Origin of the sequence: Sphingosinithalassobacter tenebrarum (assembly GCF_011057975.1) — a bacterium.
In the GTDB taxonomy this organism is placed as follows: Bacteria; Pseudomonadota; Alphaproteobacteria; order Sphingomonadales; family Sphingomonadaceae; genus Sphingomonas; species Sphingomonas tenebrarum.
Map to the genome: position 1 here is coordinate 2,795,540 of NZ_CP049109.1, position 18,749 is coordinate 2,814,288.

Consider the following 18,749-nt stretch of genomic DNA (forward strand, 5'->3'; position numbering starts at 1 on the left):
CTTGTGATCTTGTGGTGCAGGGCCGCGTCGGACGCGGCAGTGCCTGTTCAGCCGGGATGCTGCGCGGCGGCGGCGGCCAGTTCGGCGTCGACCAGCCCCTGATCGGCAAGGTCGCGCCACAGCGCATCCGGGATCGCCGTCGACAGTCCGGCGATGCTGCGATCGACGCTCGAAACCGTCCCCGCGCCGATCAGCACGCTGGCAACCGCGGGGTGTGTCAGCGGAAACTGCAGCGCTGCATGGCTCAGCGGCACGTCATGCGCAGCGCATACCGTTTCGAGCTTGCGCACCTGCGCCAGCGCCGCCTCGTCTGCCTCGGCATAGTTATATCGCGCGCCCGGCACTGCGCCGGTGGCGAGAATGCCCGAATTGAACACGCCGCCGACGATCAACGACACCTGCCGTTCGAGGCATTTGGCGAGCAGCGGCTTGACGCCATTCTGTTCGAGCAGCGTCAGCCGTCCGGCGAGCAGGAACGCCGTCGGATCGCCATAATCGAGGCAATCGAGGCACGCGGCGACTTCGTTGACCCCAAGGCCATAGCCGGCGATGGCGCCCGCGCTCCGCAATTCCTCGAGCGCCTTCATCCCGCCGGTCTTGAGCGCATGCAGATGGCCCGGCGCATCATCGCCATGCATCATCTCGCCGATGTCGTGGACCAGCAGGATATCGATGCGATCGAGCCCCAGTCGCTGCAGGCTCGCTTCGTGCGAGCGCATCACGCCGTCATAGCTGTAATCGTAGATCGAATTGAACGGCGAGGGATCGAGGAAGATGCCGTCTTCCTCCAGATCGCCGCGCGCCGGCGCCATCAGCCGGCCGACCTTGGTCGACAGCACGAAAGAATCGCGCGACTTATGGTCGAGCCAGGCGCCGAGCCGCCGCTCGCTACGCCCGCGCCCGTAAAATGGTGCGGTGTCGTAGTAGCGGATGCCCGCGCCCCAGGCGGCATCGACCACCGACGCAGCCGACGCGTCATCGATGACGCGAAAGAAATTGCCAAGCCCGCCGCCGCCAAGACTGGCGATGGTTACCTTCAGACCGCTGCGACCGAGCGGCCTTGTCGAGGATACGTCCAACGCGCCCCTCCTGTTTCCTCTCCCGGCGCCCGCTGTTTCGCGTGGTCACCGCGGCCCGCAAATGCGTGGCCTACTCGCAAGTAAGGAGATTACCGGAGGGGAGGCAATGTGCATATGTCCGCAAATGCGGACATTGCAATCAGGGGCAAGAGCGAGTGCTTACAGCAACTCGACGATCGTGGCGTTGGCGATGCCGCCGCCTTCGCACATGGTCTGAAGGCCGTATTTGCCGCCGCGCGCCTTGAGCGCATGGAGCAGAGTCGCCATCAGCTTGGTGCCGCTCGCGCCGAGCGGGTGGCCGAGCGCGATCGCGCCGCCATTGACGTTGAGCTTGGCCGGATCGGCGCCGATCGCCTGCAGCCACGCCATCGGGATCGAGGCAAAGGCTTCGTTGACTTCGAACAGGTCGATATCGTCGAGCTTGAGCCCCGCCTTTTCGAGGACCTTGCGCGTCGCCGGGATCGGCTCTTCGAGCATCACCACCGGATCGCCCGCCGTCACCGCCATGCTGACGACGCGCGCCATCGGCGTGAGGTTGAACCGCTTGAGCGCCGCTTCGCTGACGACCATCAGACCCGACGCGCCGTCGGTCATCTGGCTGGCATTGGCGGCGGTGATCGTACCGCCTTCCTCCAGCGTCTTGACCTGCGACATCGCTTCCATCGTGCCGCCGCGGCGCACGCCGTCATCGGTGTCGAACGTGCCTTCGGGCGTTTCGACCGGCACAATCTCTTCCTTGAACGCGCCGCTGTCGATCGCGGCGGCGGCCTTTTCGTGGCTCTTGAGCGCGAATTCGTCCATCTGCTCGCGCGTGAAGCCATATTTGTCGGCAATCATCTGTGCGCCGTGAAACTGGCTGAATTCGGCGACGCCGTAGCGGTTCTGGATGCTCTTCGGCCAGGGTCCGGTGCCGACGCCCGCCTGCGCATGCAGCATGAAGTTGGAGCCCATCGGCACGCGCGTCATGCTTTCCGCGCCGCACGCGATGATCACGTCCTGCGTGCCCGACATCACGCCCTGCGCGGCAAAGTGCAGCGCCTGTTGCGAGGAGCCGCACTGGCGGTCGATCGTCACCGCCGGAACGCTGTCGGGCAGCTTCGAGGCGAGCACCATGTTGCGCGCAAAGGCGAACGCCTGCTCGCCCGCCTGGCTGACGCAGCCGCCGATCACATCCTCGATCGCGGCGGGATCGACGCCGGTGCGGTCGACCAGCGCGTTGAGCACCGTCGCGCCCAGATCGGCGGGGTGGATGTCGATCAGGCCGCCCTTGCGGGCGCGGCCGCCCGGCGTGCGCAGCGATTCGACGATATAGGCTTCGGCCATTGTTCAGTGTCCTTTGGTGAAATCGGGTTTGCGCTTCTCGACGAACGACGCGACGCCTTCCTTGCCCTGCGGCGTGCGCGCGAGGCCGGATATACCACGGCTTTCGGCTTCGAGCTGCGCTTCGAGCGAATTGCTGGTGCTGTCGAGCAGCAGCTTGCGGGTGACACCCAAGGCAGGCGTCGCCGATGCGGCGAGTTCGGCGGCGAGCGCGTTTGCCTCGTCCATCAGCGCGCCTTCGTCGACCATGCGTGTTGCCAGCCCGATCTCGGCGGCCTCGGCGGCACCGATCCGGCGATTGCGCAGGCAAAGCTCCTGCGCACGCCGCAACCCGATCAGGCGCGGCAACATCCAGGTCGTCCCGCCATCGGGCGAAAGGCCGATGGCGGTATAGGCAAGCATGTAGCTCGCACGCGGATCGGCGAGCGCGATGTCGCCGAGAATGGCGAGCCCGATCCCGGCCCCCGCCACCGATCCGTTGACGGCCGTCACCACCGGCTTGTCCATGCGGGCGAAGCGCGTAACCGCCGCATGCACATAGGCCGTGATTTCCTTGAGGAATGCCGGCAGCTTCTCCCCCGCCCCCGAAAAGGCCGCGACGTCGCCGCCGGCGCAGAACAGCTTGCCCGCGCCGGTAATGAGGACGCAGCGAACGCTGTCGTCTTCATCGACTTCGATCGCGGCTTCCATCAGCGCGCGGCTCATCGGAATGTCGAGCGCATTGCCGACATCGGGGCGGTTGAGCGTGATGCGGGCGACGCCGTTATCACGCTCGAGGAGAATGGAGTCGGTCATCGCGGATCGCCTCAGCGCGGCGCCATGCGGATCGCGCCGTCGAGGCGGATCACTTCGCCGTTGAGCATCGGGTTCTCGATGATGCTCTCGGCCAGCCTGGCATATTCCTCGGGCTTGCCGAGGCGGCTGGGGTGCGGAACCTGCGTGCCGAGCGAATCCTGCGCGGCCTGCGGCAGGCCCATCAGCATCGGCGTTAGGAAAATGCCCGGCGCGATCGTCATCACGCGGATCTTGTGCTGCGCCAGATCGCGCGCGGCGGGCAGCGTCAGGCCGACGACACCACCCTTGGACGAGGCATAGGCCGCCTGGCCGATCTGCCCGTCATAGGCGGCGACCGAAGCGGTGTTGACGATCACGCCCGCTTCCTCGCCTTCGATCTTCGCCGCGATCAGCCGCGCCGCGAATTTCGAGATCATGTTGAAGGTGCCGATCAGATTGACTTCGACCGCCTTGCGATAGGCGTCGAGCGAATGCGGCACGCCTTCCTTGTTGACGATACGGATCGCCGGAGCGATGCCCGCGCAGTTCACCAGCACGCGTGCCACGCCATGCGCTTCCTCGGCGGCGGCGAAACCGGCGTTCGCGCTGTCCTCGTCGGCGACGTTCACCTTGAAGAATTTTCCGCCGATTTCCTCGGCCGCCTTGACACCGACTTCCTCGTTAAGGTCGAAAATCGCGACCTTCGCGCCGTGCGACGCGAGCATCTTCGCGGTGGCATTCCCCAGACCCGACGCACCGCCCGTGACGACGGCGCCCACTCCCTGCAAATTCATGGCTATCTCCAGCATGCGCCGACTCGGCGCTTTACCTGTTGGAACATCTTCTACCAGAGAGTAGGTAGTGGTCCGTTCGGAGCCGGTCAAGGCGAGGCGCGACGCATCGCCACACCAGGTTTTCCGCGGAAATTCACTAGCGCGACCTGTCCGATTCGCATGGGTCGCAGCCGGGGAGAGGCATGAGCGAAGCGACCGAAACATTGCGGCAGGAAGTGCGCGGCTGGCTGGAAGCCAATGTCCCGCCAAACTGGCGCGAGGCGATGACGGGATGCAGTCAGGACGCGTTCGTCGCTGCGCAGCGCGACTGGTTCGGCAAGATGGTCGCGGCCGGCTATGCGACGCCGCACTGGCCCGCGCAATGGCCGGGCGGCGGCCGCAGCCTGGCCGAGCAGAAAGTGATCTACGAGGAAATCGCGCGCATCGATGCGCCGCGTCTGATCCTCTATTTCGTCTCGCTCTATCACGCGGCGATGACGCTGGTGGAGTGGGCCTCGCCCGAACAGGCGAAAGCCTATCTCCAGGGCATTCTCGACGGCGAAATCTGGTGCCAGGGCTTTTCCGAGCCCAATGCGGGATCGGACCTCGCCGCGCTCAAGACCCGCGCCGAGCGGAAAGGCGATGTCTATGTCGTCAATGGCCAGAAGATCTGGTCGACGATGGCGCAATATGCCGACAAATGCCTGCTGCTCGTCCGCACCGGATCGGACGGCCCCAAACAGGCGGGCATCACCTTCCTCGTCATGGACATGAACACGCCGGGCATCACCGTGCGCCCGATCGAGCAGATCACCGATGACGAGGAATTCGCCGAAATCTTCCTCGACGATGTCGAAATCCCGGTCGCCAACCGGCTGGGCGAGGAAAATCAGGGCTGGGCCGTCGCGCAATCAACGCTGGCATCCGAACGCGGACTGACGTTGGTCGAGCTTTCGCAGCGGATGCGCGGGATGCTCTGGCGCCTCACCGACGCTGCCGCGAAAGCGGGCCGCGCCGATGATCCGATCATCCAGCGCGAACTGGGCGAGGTCGCGAACATGGTCAGCGCCTCCTGCGCGGTGGCCGACAATTATCTCAAACGCCGCATCGCGGGCGAGGAGCGGATCGGCGATGCCTCGATCGTGAAGCTCTATTATCCGCGCGCGCTGCGGGCCTATACCAGCCTCGGCATGAAGCTGGCGGGCGCGACGGGACAGATCCATGCGCCGTTCACTGCAGGTGGCAGTCAGGAAACCGGCAACTGGCCGGTCGATTTCATGAACAGCTATGCCTGGTCGATCGCCGGCGGCAGCGACGAGGTCCAGCGCAACATCATATCCGAGCGCGTGCTCGAAATGCCGCGCGAACCCAAAAACTGGAAGGTGGAAGGCTGATGCGGATCGAGCAAACCGAATTGCGCGACGCCGGGCGCCAGCTTCTCGGCGATCTCGGCCCCGGCACCAACACCGGCGAAGCGCTCGCCGCGATCCGCGACGCGGGCTGGCTGGCGCTCACCGCCAGCGAGGCGCAGGGCGGATTGGAGCAGCCGTTCGAAGCGGCGGCGTGGCTCTATCTGGAGATCGGCCACGCCATTTCCCCCGCCCCGCTCCTCCCGGGGCTGATGGCGGCGGACGCGATCAACGCGGCGCAGGGCTATGCGGGCGCAGACGAATGGATCGGCAGGATCGCCGCGGGCGAACCGCCTGCCGCGTCGCTGCTCTGCCCGACCGAAGCCGCGCTCAACCATGCCGACGGCATGCTCAGCGGGGCGTTGGCGATGGTGCAGGGGGCAGGATCGGCGAGCCATGTGCTGGTCGCCGCGCCGGGCATCGCGGCGCTGGTTCCGCTCGACCGCGACGGCGTGACGGTAACGCCGCACACCATGTGGGACGCGACGCGCGAGCTGGCTGAAGTGAGCTTTGACGGCGTCGCGATCGAAGCGGGCGACATCCTCGCCGAAGGCAAGGCGGCCGATGTCGTAATCGCCGCCGCGACGACGCATCTCCATTTCGCAATCGCCGGCGACTGCGTCGGCAGCGCCACTGCGCTGCTCGACCAGACAGTCGAATATCTCAAGACGCGCAAACAGTTCGATCGCCCGCTGGCGATGTTCCAGGCGCTCAAGCATCGCTGCGCCGACCTGAAAGCCTATATCGTCGCGGCCGAAGCGATGTATTTCGACGGCCTCGCGCAATATGAGGATGGCACCGCCGATCCGGTGACGCTGGCTCGCGGCGTAAAGGCGCTGTGCAGCGCCACATTCCGCGACGTCGCCGAGGAATCGATGCAGCTGCATGGCGGCATCGGCATGACCAGCGAATATCCGTGCCATTTGTACTTCAAGCGCGCGCTGCTGAACGAGCATCTCGCGAGCGGGAATGACGCATGTGAAGTGGCGGTCGGGCAGGCGCTGCAGAAAGAAATGGCGGCCTAAACTCTCTCCCCTCGGGGAAGAGATACGGAGGTTTGGTGGCACAGCCGCCCAGCCGGAGTTGAGAGGGGTAGATGCCCCACTCCAAATTCCTCCCCTGCAAGGGGAGGGGGACCATGCGCAGCATGGTGGAGGGGTAAGCCACGGGCGGTTTCGGTGGCGGCGAGTACCCCTCCACCGCCTTCGGCGGTCCCCCTCCCCCTCCGGGGGAGGAATTACGCCCGCGCGCCGCGCGCGAAAAGGCGCATTGCCAGTTCGGTCACGCTGACATCGTCCTCGGGCTTGGGCACTTCGCCCTCCGGCGTCGCGATCGGCCGGACCGAGCGATAGTCATATTTCACGTCGCGCTGCGCGAACAACCAGCGCCCGTCCTCGCGCCGATACTGGTCGATATAGCGCACGCACATGAAATCCTCGGCGCTGCCGCCCTTCCCGTCCGGGATCACATGATAGGCGAGCGCATAGACTTCGCCTTCCGCCCGATCGCCATCGACTGCGATCAGGTGATTGCAGATATGGTGCCCCGAATAGCGCATGTACGGAAACGCGCCTTCGAGGAAATCGACATAGCCCTCCGCCCCGCCGCGATAGGTGACGTCGTGATTGTCCACCCCGTCGGCGGTGTAGAGGCTGCGCAGCAGCGCCCCGTCCTTGCGATCCACACCACGCGAATAGAGGCATACCAGCTCGCGGATTTCCTCCTTGGCGATCAGTTCGGCGACCTTGGCTTCATCGGCCATTACCCTCTCCTTCAGCCGGCGAGCGCTGGTCTTTTCGCGGCTTCGCTCCGCCTGGCCCTGTCGAGTGCCTCGAACAGGGCCGGGAGTTCGGCGCGAAACCGTGCCACGCCCGCTTCCTTGACCGGACCATAGCCGCGAATCAGCGCCGCACTCGCGGCAATCTCCTCAGCGACGTCACTATTCGCGTCGTCGATACGTTCGGCGAGCTTCTCGATCAGCGCGCGATATTCACCGATCAGCGCGCGTTCCATTTTCCGTTCGCCCTGCAAGCCGAACAGGTCGAACGGCCCGCCGCGCAGCCCCTTCATCTTCGCCATCATGCGGAACATCGGCAGGACGAGCCAGCCGGGCAGCTCGACCTTCTTGGGGCGCCCGGTCTTGGGGTCCTTCTTCCACGAAATCAGCGGCGAACCCAGGTTCACGCCGATCTTGTAGTCGCCGTCGAACTGCTCGCGCAGCCGCCGCTCGAACGCCGGATCGGCATACATGCGCGCGACTTCATATTCATCCTTATAGGCCATCAGCCGCGCGAGTTGATTGGCGACTGCCATCAGGAAAGGCTCGGGGTTCGAAACGCGCGCGTCGATGCGACCGGCAATATCGCGGACGAATTGCTCATAGCGGTCGGCCCATGCCGCATCCTGCCACGCCGTCAGCCGTTCGCGACGGCTTGCGATCAGCGCTTCGAGCGTTTTGGGGAACGGCGACCCTGCCTCGCCTAAGCCAGCGAACGCCAACAGTTCCTCGGGAAATTCCGCCGCGATCCGGCCGAGTGTCAGCGCTTTCAGATTGGCGTCGACCGCCGTGCCGTTCAGCCGCACCGCCTCGGCAATCGACTCCAGCGTCACCGGCATCAGCCCCTTTTGCGCAGCGAAACCGACGATCATCAGATTGGTGAAGATGGTGTCGCCCATCAGCTTGCCCGCCAGCTCATTGGCGCGCAGCAGCGCGATATTGCCGTCATTCACGCGCTTTTCGAGCGAGGGCAGAAAGCGTCCAGCGCCGAATTCCAGATCCTGTTTCGACTGGAACTCGCCGGTCGGGATCACGTCCTCGTTGGCGATCACGCGCGTTTCGGGACGGATCGTCTTCGCGACATCGGGCCCGGAGGCGACAATCAGGTCGCATGCGATCAGCAGGTCGGTCTGCCCGGTGCCGAGCCGCATCGCCGGGATGTTCGCGGCGTTGTCGGAAAAGCGGACATGGCTCTGCACGCCGCCGCCCTTCTGCGCCATGCCGGTCATGTCGAGTATCTTGGCTGCCTTGCCTTCCATATGCGCCGCCATGCCCAGGATCGCGCCGACGGTGAGCACGCCGGTCCCGCCGATGCCTGTCACCAGCATCGAATAGCTGTCGGAAATATCGACCACCGCCGGTTCGGGCAGCTTGTCGCTCCACGGCTTTAGCGCGCCCATGTCGAGCGCCTTTTTCGCCAGCTTGCCGCCGCGCACGCTCACGAAGCTGGGGCAGAAGCCTTTGACGCAGCTGTAATCCTTGTTGCAGGTCGACTGGTCGATCGCCCGCTTGCGGCCGAACTCGGTCTCGATCGGCGTAACGCTGACGCAATTGGACTGCACCGAGCAATCGCCGCAGCCTTCGCACACGTCCTGATTGATGAAGAGCCGCAGATCGGGATCGGGGTACGTCCCGCGCTTGCGCCGTCGCCGCTTTTCGTTGGCGCAGGTTTGTTCATAGACGATCGCCGAAACGCCCTTGCCCTCGCGCAGCTCCTCCTGAATATCCTCCAGATAGTCGCGATGCGCCACGCGCACGCCGAGATTTTCGCCGGCGAATTTCTCCGGCTCGTCGCTTACCAGCACCACCGGATCGACGCCCTCGGCGCGCAGCTCTTTTACGATCTGCGGCACGGTGATCCCGCCCTCGAGCGGCTGGCCGCCGGTCATCGCCACCGCGTCGTTATAGAGCAGCTTGAAGGTGACATTGGCCTTGGCCGACAGCGCCGCACGGATCGCTAGCAGCCCCGAATGGGTGTATGTTCCGTCGCCCATATTGGCGAACATGTGCTTGGTATCGGTGAAATGCTGCGCGCCGATCCACGGCGTTCCTTCCGCGCCCATGCCGACAAAGGTCATGGTGTTGCGATCGGGCATGGTGACGGCAAGCCCGTGGCAGCCGGTCGCACCGAGCGCCGCACTCCCGTCGGGCACGCGCGTCGACGTATTATGCGGGCAACCCGAGCAGAAGAAGGCGCCGCGCAGCGCCACCACCGGCGACACGGCGCGCCCCTCGATCGCCTCCAGCGTCGCCACGCGCTGACGCATGGCATCATCGAGCATGGCATGCGCCTCGAGCCGCTGCGTGAGCGCGCGGCGGATCATCGTTCCGTCCAGCACCCCGTCCGAAGGCAGCAGCACGCGATCCCTGTCGTCGCGCTTGCCGGTGATCGCCGGCCGATCGCTCGCCATCGCATAGAGCGCGCCGGCGAGCTGATCCTCGATCACCGGCCGCTTTTCCTCGACCACGAGTATTTCGCGACTGCCCGCACATGCCTCGCGCAGGAAATCGCGATCGACCGGCCAGGTCATGCCCAGCTTGACCACGCGCAGCCCGATTTCGGCGCAGCGCGCATCGTCGAGGCCGAGGTCGCGCAGCGTCTGCCGCACGTCGAGCCATGTCTTGCCCGCCGTCAGGATCGTCAGCCCCGGATGCTCGCCGCCGGCGATATCGACGCTGTTGAGGGCATTGGCGCGCGCGAAAGCGACGGCTGCGGGCAGCCGGTCGTTCACCACCAGCGATTCCTGCTGATTGGCGGTCAGCCCCCGGCGGATATTGAGGTTCGCGCCCGAAAGTTCGGGATGCACCACCCGATAGTCCGGCAGGATCACCGACGATGTGAGATCAAGCGCGTCGGTAATCGTTTTCATCGACACGTACAGGCCCGAGAAACGCGACATCTCCCAGGCCAGCTGGCCGAAGCGGAGGATTTCGTCGGTGGTCGCCGGCGCGAGGATCGGCAGGAACGCCGCGATCAGCTGATGCTCGGACTGATGCGCCGTCGCCGAACTCTTGGCGGCGGGATCGTCGCCCGCCTGCACCAGCACCCCGCCCCGGGCATGGGTGCCTTCGAAATTGGCGATCTTGAGCGCTTCGCCCGCGCGATCGACGCCGAGCCCCTTGGCATACCACATGGCGAAGACGCCGTCGTAAGGCGAGCTGCCGAACCATTCGATCTGCTGCGTGCCCCGAAGGCTGGTCGCCGCGAGCTCCTCGTTCAGTCCCGGCTCGAAATGGACGTCATGTTCGGCGAGCAGTTTCTTCGCGCCCCAGAGCTGCGCGTCGAGCGTCGTGATCGGTGATCCGCGATAGCCGGTGACATAGCCGCCGGTCCTCAGGCCCGCCGCACGATCGATTCGCGCACGGTCGACCGGCAGGCGCACCATCGCCTGCATCGACGAGAGGAAAATCTGACCTTCGCGCTGCTCATAGCGGTCGGCGAGCGTTACGACGGTTTTCGTCACAGGGGACGGATCTCCATAACCTGGGCGCCCATACGTCAGGGCGATGTCGACAGCGAACCTACTTGCCAGTAGGATATCTACCGTAGATTAGCTGACTGCGTCTCTGCCATATGGGGCAGGTGCTGCAGAACAAGAAAGAGTGGATGCCCGGCCATGCCTGTTCAGACATTTATGGGTGCATGCGCATGACGATTCGCGCGATGCCCATCCCCGCTGCCGCCCTGCCCGCCCCATCGCCCGCTGGAGCGCATGATGAATTTTGAATGGTCCGACGAACATCGCGCCTTCCGTCAGGAAATCCGCGATTTCCTTGCCGAAAACCTGCCCGACGACTGGTGGGATCAGGCGCATCACGGCCCCGGTTCGCACGAACAGACGCATTTCTCGCGCAAATTCTGCGGCAAGCTCGCCGAAGCCGGCCTGTTGATCCCGCACTGGTCAACCGAATGGGGCGGTGCCGGGCGCGACGCCTGGTGCCAGACGATCCTCGCCGAGGAAATGTGGGCCGCCGGCGAGCCGCGCGGCGCGCAGTACATGAACGTCAACTGGATCGGCCCGACGCTGATGCGCTACGCGAGCGCCGAGCAGCGCGAACGCTATCTGCCGCCGATCGCGCGCGGTGACGCGATCTGGTGCCAGGGCTTTTCGGAGCCCGATGCGGGTTCGGACCTTGCCTCGCTGCGCACCCGCGCGGTGCGCGACGGCGACAACTACCGGATCGAAGGCCAGAAGATCTGGACCAGCTATGCCGGGCTCGCCGAAACCTGCTTCCTGCTCGCGCGCACCAGCCCTGATCGCAAGACGGGCATTTCGGTGTTCCTCGTGCCGATGGACACGCCGGGCATCGACGTCCGCTCGATCCCCAGCCTGATCGGCGAAGGCGACATTCACGAAGTCTTCTTCGATGATGTCGTCGTCCCCGCCAGCGCGCGTCTGGCCGAGGAAGGCCAGGCATGGGAAATCGCCGCCTTCTCGCTCAACAACGAACGGCTCGGCATCCCGCGCTACATGCTCGCGCGCAAGGCAGTCGATCGCGCGGTCGAGATACTGAAAGAGCGCGGCCAGTTCGACAACGCGCTGGTCCGCGCCCGCGCGGCAGAAACGGCGGCGCTGTGCGAAGCCGCCCGGCTCGACGCATATGGCCTGGTCGATCAGCGCGCGCGCGGCATTGCGGTGGGCACCGAAGCCAGCTCGGCGCGCGTCGCCACGGTGATGTGCGAACGCGCCGCGGCCGAATTCGTCGTCGAATTTCTGCCCGAAACGATCGTCGACGGCGGCGATCCGCTGCTCAAGGCGCATCACCAGCGCGGCATCGTCGCGGGCATCGCGTCGGGCGCCGCAGAAATCCAGCTCAACATTGTCGCCAGCGACGTACTCAAGCTGCCGAGGGGACCCCGCTGATGGAACTTGCGCTTTCCGACGATCAACTGACGATCCTCGACGCGGTCGATGTGCTCACCCGCCCCTATGTGTCGCCGCCCACTGATTGCCGCGACTTCGTGCTGACCAGCCCCGAGCTCGATGCCGAGCTGGTGCAGGGCGGGTTTCTCGATATCGCCTTCGACCCCGATCTCGGCGCGATCAGCGCGGCGCTGGTGGTCGAAAAGCTCGCGCGGCTGCCCTATGCGACCGAAAGCGCGATGTCGGCGCTGGTCCGCCCGCTGCTGGGCGAACTGCCCGCGCCGATCTGCATGGTCGAGTCCGATCAGCTGACTCGCCCGGTACGGTTCCTGAAGCCCGGCGCGACGGTTGTTGTGGTGTTTCCCGACAAGGTGGCGAGTTTCACGGCAACCGAGGCCGATGTCGTGGCGGTCGCGGAATCGCTTTACGCCTATCCGGTCGCCAAGCTGGCTTCGGCCGATTTCGAAAGCCGTCTCACGACGCATGACGTCTCGGCCGACGAGGTCCGCACCCGCTGGCGCCTCGCCACCGCCACCGAGATCGCCGGGCTGCTGCAGGCAGCGGTCGATTCGACGGTCCTTTATGTCAGCGAGCGCAAGCAGTTCGGCCGCCCGATCGGCGTGTTCCAGGCGGTCCGCCACCGCCTCGCTGAAGCGAGCGTCCGCGCGATGGGCGCGCGCTGGATGGCGCTCAAGGCCGCGTACAGCGGCGATGCCGGCGAAACCGCGCTGGCGGCGCATTACGCGCAGGATTCGGGATCGAAGATCGTTTATGATCTCCACCAGTTCCTCGGCGGCATGGGCATCACGCTCGAACACCCGCTGCATCTGTGGACCTATCGCATCAAATCGCTGCTCTCGGACCTCGGCGGCCGCACCGCGCAGGCTGACGTGGCGGCGAAGGAAATGTGGGCGGCATGATCTGGTAAATTCCTCCCCTGCAAGGGGAGGGGGACCAGCCGCAGGCTGGTGGAGGGGTAAGCCACAAACGCTGCGTCTGCGGCCAATACCCCTCCACCGCTTCGCGGTCCCCCCCCCCTCCGGGGGAGGAATTCGCCTTCAGTTGGGAGAGACCGAAACATGGCATTCGAACCCGAACGCAAGGTCGATTATTCGATCTTCGAAGAGATCAAGCTGTCACTCGCCGACCGCATCATGACGGTCACGCTTTCCAACCCCGGCCGCCGCAACGCGCTGACACCGGGGATGAGCGTCGAACTCTCCCGCCTGTGGCAGGAAATCGCCGACGATGCCGAAGTGTCGGTGGTGATCCTCACCGGCGAAGGCGACAGCTTCTGCTCGGGCGCCGACCTGTCAGTGCTCAAGGACGCCGATGACGACGAAGCCGAAGTCACGCCGGTCGCGATCACCAGCCGCATGGCCCGCCGTCATGTCATGGGGATACTCGATTGCGAAAAGCCGGTGATCGCCAAGGTGCGCGGCCCGGCTTTCGGCGCGGGGGTCAACATGGCGCTGGCGAGCGACATGGTCTTCGCCGCGCCGGGCGCCAAATTCTGCGATCCGCATGTGAAGGCCGGCCTCGTCGCGGGCGACGGTTCGGTGCTGCTCTGGCCGATCGCGGTCGGGTTCCACCGCGCCAAGGAATATGTGCTGACCGGCGACCCGATCCCCGCCGAAGAGGCCGAACGGATCGGTCTGATCAACCGCGTCGTCCCCGACGAGGAGCTCGACGCGCATGTCCAGGCACTTGCCGAAAAGCTACGCGATTTGCCGCCACACGCAGTCAATTACACCAAAATGGCGATGAACGTCGCGCTCAAGAACATGACGCAATCGGGGTTCGAGGCGTCACTCGCCTACGAGGTTTATTCGATGCAGACGCAGGACCATCAGGAAGCGATGGCCGCCTTCGCCGAGCGGCGTAAGGGCAAGTTCCGCGGGCGCTGAGCAAGCCGTAACCGAACCGACGAAAAGGGGGCGGAGAAATCAGATCTCCGTCCCCTTTTTTTTCGTCTGGCATGCCGGCAAAAAAGCCGGCGGCAATCAGCCCTGCAGCCGATCGATGTTCGGCTTGAACGGTTCCATCGCCATATATTTGTCCACTGTCTTCTCGAAATGGCGGACGCGGATTTCCTGATAATCGGCCAGCGTGATGCCGTCCTTGGCCGACGCCTCCAGCCCTTCCTGCTGGGCATAGAGATTGTCGGTATCCTGATCGAGGATTTTGCCGAAGCCCGGATCCATCCCCTCGGCTTCCGCGAAGGACTGTTCATCCTCGAGGATCTGGATATCGGCCGGTTCGGGCGTCGATCCGTCCTTGGGCTTGGGCCGCATGAACATCACTTCGTAGATCGTCCGGCGATGGTCCTTCGCGTCCGGGCGGAAGCGATAGATCATCGGCAGCGAAATCCCCGGGAACAGGAACAGATTGGGGAAGAAGGTATAGCTGTAGGTATCGAGCAGCTCGGTGTCCGACACATGGCTGAGATCGGTGTTGGTCGCGGTTTCGAACATGTTGCGGAACATGTCGGCCATCACCTGCCGCGCGCGTTCGCCTTCCTTGAGCTCGGGCTTGGTCCCGCCCAGCGACGAGCTGTCGCCCAGCGTGAAGTTCGCGATGATGTCGGCTTCGCTATACTGGTCGCGAAGCTTCGGCGAGACGACGCCGAGCGTCGAGATGAAGCGATCGACATGATCGCCATAGACGTCGTATTGCGAATTGACGTCGCCGTTGGCGGGCGCCACCTGCGGATGCGTGTCGCCGACATGATAGGCTTCCATGAAGGCTTCCATCGTCAGCTTCCAGTTCGCCGGATAGCTTTTCTGCACGTGCAGATAGACATAGCGGTTCTCAAGCTTCCACGCGCGCAGATGCTCCATCGCCTTGGGGCCGATATATTCCTCCAGGCTCGGCGCATCGGGGTCCATGTTCACCCAGACAAAGCCCGCCAGCCGCTCGACGCGCGCCTGCGGCAGGCACATCTTGCGGCCTTCGGTGTGCGCGAAATCCCACTTCTCGGGGATTTCCTTGATCGACCCGTCGAGATTCCACGTCCAGCCGTGGAACGGGCATTTCAGGTCCATCGCATAGCCTTCGCTCGCCGAGGGCTTGAGCTTGGTGCCGCGATGCAGGCACGAATTATAATGCGCCTTGATGTCGCCGTCCTCGTCGCGGACGATGATGAAGCTGTATTGCCCCAGGTCATAGACATAATAGTCGCCGGCCTCGGGCACGCGATCCTCGCGGCACACCATCTGCCAGGTGCGCGGCCACAGCTTGGCGAACTCGCCCTTGGCGAATTCGGGATCGACATAGCGGTCCTTGGTGACGTCCTCGCTGCCCAGATATTCGTAGGATTCGGACGCGGCCCAGGCGGGCGCTGCGTTCTTGTCGGCTGCGATGATTTCCTGCGTGCTTTCGGCCGGATGGCGTGCCTCGCCGGGCTTCAGGCTCCCCGTCTCCAAATTCATGCTACAGTCTCCAGCTGGTTCGTGGCGGCGGAGGCGCCCTGCCTCGCCATGTTCATGCTATTCTTGTGGATCGCGCCGGCCTTCATGATCAGGACGAGACGGTCATGTTCGGTGAGCACGCTGATGTCGGCGAGCGGATCGCCGTTCACCAGCACCATGTCGGCAAGCTGCCCCTCGGCAAGCATGCCGAGATCGCCCTGGCTGTGCATCGCCAGCCCGCCGTTGCGCGTCGCGCAGACCAGCGCGTCGGCGGCGGAATAGCCGTAATATTGCATGAAGAACTGCAGGTCGCGCGCCTGCTCGCCCTGTTTCGACCAGCCGAAGCCGTAGTCGCCGCCGATCAGGTGGCGAACGCCGCGCTTGCGCAACTCGGTATGCGTCTTGATCGAGTTTTCCATCAGGTCGGGAATGTTCATATAGCCGCCGACTTCGGGGGTAAGCCCGTGCGCCGAAGCCTCGCCCTTGAGGATCTGGTGGAACAGCCCGACGGTCGGCACGACGAAGATGCGATCCTTCGCCTCCTCCATCAGATCGAGCAGCTCCTCGTCGGAATATTCGCAGTGGAAGAGGCCATCGACGCCCGCGCGAACACAATATTTCGACCCTTCGATCGAGCGCGTATGCGCGTTGATCTTGCGGCCGTAATCATGCGCGGTATCGGCCGCCGTCTTGACCTCGTCATAGGTCATCGGCGTCGTGTGGCCCGGCGTACTCGGATAAAAGGGGTCGCCCGACACATCGAGTTTGATGTTGTCGACGCCCGCGCGGCAGTGCAGCCGCACCGCCTTGCGCATTTCCTCGACCCCGTCGATGATCGTCGACGGGCCGATGCGCGGATCGTGATCCTTCGCCTCGTCTCCCATCGCGCCGGTGACGCTGATCTCTAGCCCGCCCGCACGGATGCGCGGCCCGGGCAGGCGACCGGCATTGACTTCCTCGCGCACCGCGATGGCGAGCTGCAGCTTCGCCTCGGACGCGCCGTATGCGCTGGTGAAACCCGCATCGATCAGCGCCTTGGCGCCGCGCGCGGCAGTGAACGCCTGCGTCTCGGGAGTCGGCTTCATCAGATCTTCGGTGGCGCACACATTTTCGAACGAAAGATGCGTGTGCCCCTCGGTCATACCGGGCATCAGGAACATGCCGCTGCCGTCGATCACGGTGCAGCCTTCGGTGGGCAGCGATCCGGGCCGGTTCGAGACCGTCTTGATGCTGTTTCCCTCGACGAGCAGGTCGCCCGCAAACGCGTCGGCGCCGCTGCCGTCAAAGATGCGGGCGCCGGTTATCAATATGTTGCTCATTGCGTGCCTCTCCAAAAACGGATCGCAATCGGTTTCCGTCAGGATAGCTTTTCGGCATGCGGCAACCGAATGACGGGGCACGCACCCCCATTTGTCTGCGGCTGCTAGCGCCCTCGCGGCCATTGTCACTCCGTCCCCGCTCGGCCATTTTTGGCGGGAAACGGCCCGTCAGGGTCGCGTCCAACCGATGAGAGAGGCAATCATGATCCGAGGCATCCACCACGTCGCAATCCACTGCCGCGACCTCGACCGTATGCGCAAATTCTATGAGGAAGCATTCGGATTCGAGCTGGTCGGCGAGGAATTCGAATGGAAGGATACCGAAGTCCTCGACACGCTGATCGACGTGAAGGGATCGGCGGCGCGCGGATGCATGATGCGCGCGGGAAGCTGCTATGTGGAAATGTTCCAGTTCGCCGCGCCGCAGGGCGAAACGCGCCCGCGCGACCCGTTCGACAAGGGCTATACGCATTTCTGCATCGACGTGGGTTCGGACATCGAAGGCGAATATGAACGACTGAAAGGGCTCGGCATGACCTTCGGCGCGCCCGCACCGATGGACATGGGCCATGTCAAATCGGTCTATGGCCGCGACCCCGAGGGCAATGTCGTGGAGCTGCAGCAGACCGCGGACAACTGCGAGTTCCGCCTCGACAAGCTGCCCGAACTGGCGGACTGAAAACCGCCCGGCGCCCCTGCCCCCCCGAGAAGGGGCCGGGGGCGCACGACATAGCGATCAGAAGCCGGTCGGCGCGACATGCACCGTCAGGCCATCAAGCTCCTCGGTGAGCTGGATCTGGCACGACAGGCGGCTGTTCTCCTTCGGCTCCTCGGCCATGTCGAGCATATCGGTTTCGATATCGTCGGGCGTACCGACCTTCTCCCGCCATTCCTCATCGACATAGACATGGCACGTTGCGCAGCTGCAGCAGCCGCCGCAATCGGCGAGGATACCCTCGACGCCGTTGGTCCTGCCGACTTCCATCAGCGACTGACCGGTATCGACATTCTCGAATGTCTTCACCGTCCCGTTTTCCTCGACGAACGTAACCGTCACCGAACCCATTTGCATTCACTCCCCAGCGGAGGCGCACGCCGCCCCGATTGTTCAAATAATCCCCGTTCCGGCCAGTGTTTTGACATGACGCAAACCCCTGCGCCGTATCGTCAGGCCGTTTCGCCCGCCATCGCGCGCGCCTGCGCCGCGAGCAGTTCCTCGAGATGATTGACCGGATCGCCAGCCGAAATTCCGCCGTCGATCGCAAGCGTCGCGCCAGTGATCTGCGCCGCCCGGTCGCTGGCGAGGAACACCGCGGCCTCGGCGACGTCCTTCGGCACGCCGTCGCGCTTGAGCGGCTTGTTCGAATCCCAGACCGGCTTCATCACCTGCTCGATGCGCTCGGCCGTTTCCTGTTCGACGGCGCTCTCGTACATCTTGTGGATCGGCGAGCGGATATGCCCGGGAACAAGGCAGTTCACGCGGATGCCATATTGCGCCAGATCGATCGCGAGCGACTTGGTGAGGTGGATCACCGCCGCCTTGGACGCGCGGTAACTCATCAGCGCGACGCCCGCCATCAGCCCCGCGATCGAGGCATTGTTCAGGATCACGCCGCCGCCATGATCCTTCATATACCGTGCGGCGCGCTGCGAACCCGCCATCACGCCGAACAGATTGACGTCGATCACCTGGCGGAAGGTGCTCAGGTCATCGTCGAGGAAGTGCGGCACGCGGGCACCGGAAATTCCGGCATTGTTGAACATGATGTCCAGCCCGCCGAACCGCTCGACCGCCAGGTCGACCAGCGCCTGGATATCGTCCACCTGCGAAACATCGGCATGCGCATAGACGGCGGCGTCGCCCAGCCGGTCGGCCAGCGCGTTGCCGGCATCGTCGCTGACATCGGCGATGACGACTTTCGCGCCCTGTGCCACGAACATTTCGCACGAAGCCAGGCCGATACCGCCCGCCCCGCCGGTGACGATCGCCACCTTGCCGGCAAGATCCTGAACCAAGCTACTC

At 64.6% G+C, this 18,749-nt stretch carries 16 protein-coding genes; 6 read left to right on the forward strand and 10 right to left on the reverse strand.

Annotated elements, in window-relative coordinates:
• Positions 1 to 47: 47 nt before the first annotated feature.
• The 4 genes from G5C33_RS13860 to G5C33_RS13875 form a co-directional block, all read right to left on the reverse strand.
• The gene (locus tag G5C33_RS13860) at positions 48 to 1,079 is read right to left on the reverse strand and encodes an aldo/keto reductase (RefSeq protein WP_165327765.1); all 1,032 of its coding nucleotides are present in this window, start codon (positions 1,077 to 1,079) and stop codon (positions 48 to 50) included.
• Positions 1,080 to 1,238: 159 nt separating this feature from the next.
• A complete protein-coding gene (locus G5C33_RS13865; protein ID WP_165327766.1) occupies positions 1,239 to 2,402 on the reverse strand; it encodes an acetyl-CoA C-acetyltransferase in 1,164 nt (387 codons plus the stop codon).
• Positions 2,403 to 2,405: 3 nt separating this feature from the next.
• Positions 2,406 to 3,194 carry an enoyl-CoA hydratase/isomerase family protein gene (locus G5C33_RS13870; protein ID WP_165327767.1) on the reverse strand — a complete coding sequence of 263 codons (789 nt, stop codon included), beginning with the start codon at positions 3,192 to 3,194 and terminating at the stop codon, positions 2,406 to 2,408.
• Positions 3,195 to 3,205: 11 nt separating this feature from the next.
• Positions 3,206 to 3,967: an SDR family NAD(P)-dependent oxidoreductase gene (locus G5C33_RS13875; RefSeq protein WP_165327768.1), complete on the reverse strand. Its 762-nt coding sequence runs from the start codon at positions 3,965 to 3,967 to the stop codon at positions 3,206 to 3,208.
• A 182-nt stretch (positions 3,968 to 4,149) separates the two neighbouring features.
• On the opposite strand from G5C33_RS13875, the gene G5C33_RS13880 reads away from it, so the two are divergent.
• Together G5C33_RS13880 and G5C33_RS13885 are read left to right on the forward strand one after the other, a co-directional pair.
• Positions 4,150 to 5,340: an acyl-CoA dehydrogenase family protein gene (locus tag G5C33_RS13880; protein ID WP_165327769.1), complete on the forward strand. Its 1,191-nt coding sequence runs from the start codon at positions 4,150 to 4,152 to the stop codon at positions 5,338 to 5,340.
• Positions 5,340 to 6,380, forward strand: a complete 1,041-nt coding sequence (locus G5C33_RS13885) for an acyl-CoA dehydrogenase family protein (RefSeq protein ID WP_165327770.1) — start codon at positions 5,340 to 5,342, stop codon at positions 6,378 to 6,380. The genes G5C33_RS13880 and G5C33_RS13885 overlap by 1 nt, the downstream gene beginning before the upstream one ends.
• Before the next feature lie 212 nt (positions 6,381 to 6,592).
• On the opposite strand, the gene G5C33_RS13890 is transcribed toward G5C33_RS13885, so the two are convergent.
• Both G5C33_RS13890 and G5C33_RS13895 read right to left on the reverse strand, forming a co-directional pair.
• Positions 6,593 to 7,117 carry a nuclear transport factor 2 family protein gene (locus tag G5C33_RS13890; protein WP_165327771.1) on the reverse strand — a complete coding sequence of 175 codons (525 nt, stop codon included), beginning with the start codon at positions 7,115 to 7,117 and terminating at the stop codon, positions 6,593 to 6,595.
• Between the two features lie 11 nt (positions 7,118 to 7,128).
• Entirely contained in the window at positions 7,129 to 10,596 is a 3,468-nt protein-coding gene (locus G5C33_RS13895; protein ID WP_165327772.1) for an indolepyruvate ferredoxin oxidoreductase family protein, read from the reverse strand.
• 249 nt (positions 10,597 to 10,845) lie between these two features.
• On the opposite strand from G5C33_RS13895, the gene G5C33_RS13900 reads away from it, so the two are divergent.
• The 3 genes from G5C33_RS13900 to G5C33_RS13910 all read left to right on the forward strand — a co-directional run bounded on the left by G5C33_RS13900 (position 10,846) and on the right by G5C33_RS13910 (position 13,904).
• The gene (locus G5C33_RS13900; RefSeq protein ID WP_228275074.1) at positions 10,846 to 11,997 is read left to right on the forward strand and encodes an acyl-CoA dehydrogenase family protein; all 1,152 of its coding nucleotides are present in this window, start codon (positions 10,846 to 10,848) and stop codon (positions 11,995 to 11,997) included.
• Complete coding sequence (locus G5C33_RS13905) at positions 11,997 to 12,917, forward strand: acyl-CoA dehydrogenase family protein (protein WP_165327773.1); 921 nt, start codon at positions 11,997 to 11,999, stop codon at positions 12,915 to 12,917. Before G5C33_RS13900 ends, G5C33_RS13905 begins: the two co-directional genes overlap by 1 nt.
• Before the next feature lie 159 nt (positions 12,918 to 13,076).
• Positions 13,077 to 13,904: an enoyl-CoA hydratase/isomerase family protein gene (locus G5C33_RS13910; RefSeq protein ID WP_165327774.1), complete on the forward strand. Its 828-nt coding sequence runs from the start codon at positions 13,077 to 13,079 to the stop codon at positions 13,902 to 13,904.
• A gap of 96 nt (positions 13,905 to 14,000) precedes the next feature.
• On the opposite strand, the gene G5C33_RS13915 is transcribed toward G5C33_RS13910, so the two are convergent.
• Both G5C33_RS13915 and G5C33_RS13920 read right to left on the reverse strand, forming a co-directional pair.
• Positions 14,001 to 15,428, reverse strand: a complete 1,428-nt coding sequence (locus tag G5C33_RS13915; protein WP_165327775.1) for an aromatic ring-hydroxylating oxygenase subunit alpha — start codon at positions 15,426 to 15,428, stop codon at positions 14,001 to 14,003.
• Positions 15,425 to 16,726: a metal-dependent hydrolase family protein gene (locus G5C33_RS13920; protein WP_165327776.1), complete on the reverse strand. Its 1,302-nt coding sequence runs from the start codon at positions 16,724 to 16,726 to the stop codon at positions 15,425 to 15,427. Before G5C33_RS13920 ends, G5C33_RS13915 begins: the two co-directional genes overlap by 4 nt.
• Positions 16,727 to 16,928: 202 nt before the next feature.
• Between G5C33_RS13920 and G5C33_RS13925 the strand changes: the two genes are divergently transcribed.
• The gene (locus G5C33_RS13925) at positions 16,929 to 17,405 is read left to right on the forward strand and encodes a VOC family protein (protein ID WP_165327777.1); all 477 of its coding nucleotides are present in this window, start codon (positions 16,929 to 16,931) and stop codon (positions 17,403 to 17,405) included.
• A 57-nt stretch (positions 17,406 to 17,462) separates the two neighbouring features.
• Here the strand turns inward: G5C33_RS13925 and G5C33_RS13930 are convergent, their stop codons facing one another.
• The gene (locus G5C33_RS13930; protein WP_165327778.1) at positions 17,463 to 17,792 is read right to left on the reverse strand and encodes a 2Fe-2S iron-sulfur cluster-binding protein; all 330 of its coding nucleotides are present in this window, start codon (positions 17,790 to 17,792) and stop codon (positions 17,463 to 17,465) included.
• Between the two features lie 101 nt (positions 17,793 to 17,893).
• The gene (locus G5C33_RS13935; RefSeq protein WP_165327779.1) at positions 17,894 to 18,742 is read right to left on the reverse strand and encodes an SDR family NAD(P)-dependent oxidoreductase; all 849 of its coding nucleotides are present in this window, start codon (positions 18,740 to 18,742) and stop codon (positions 17,894 to 17,896) included.
• Positions 18,743 to 18,749 lie beyond the last annotated feature (7 nt).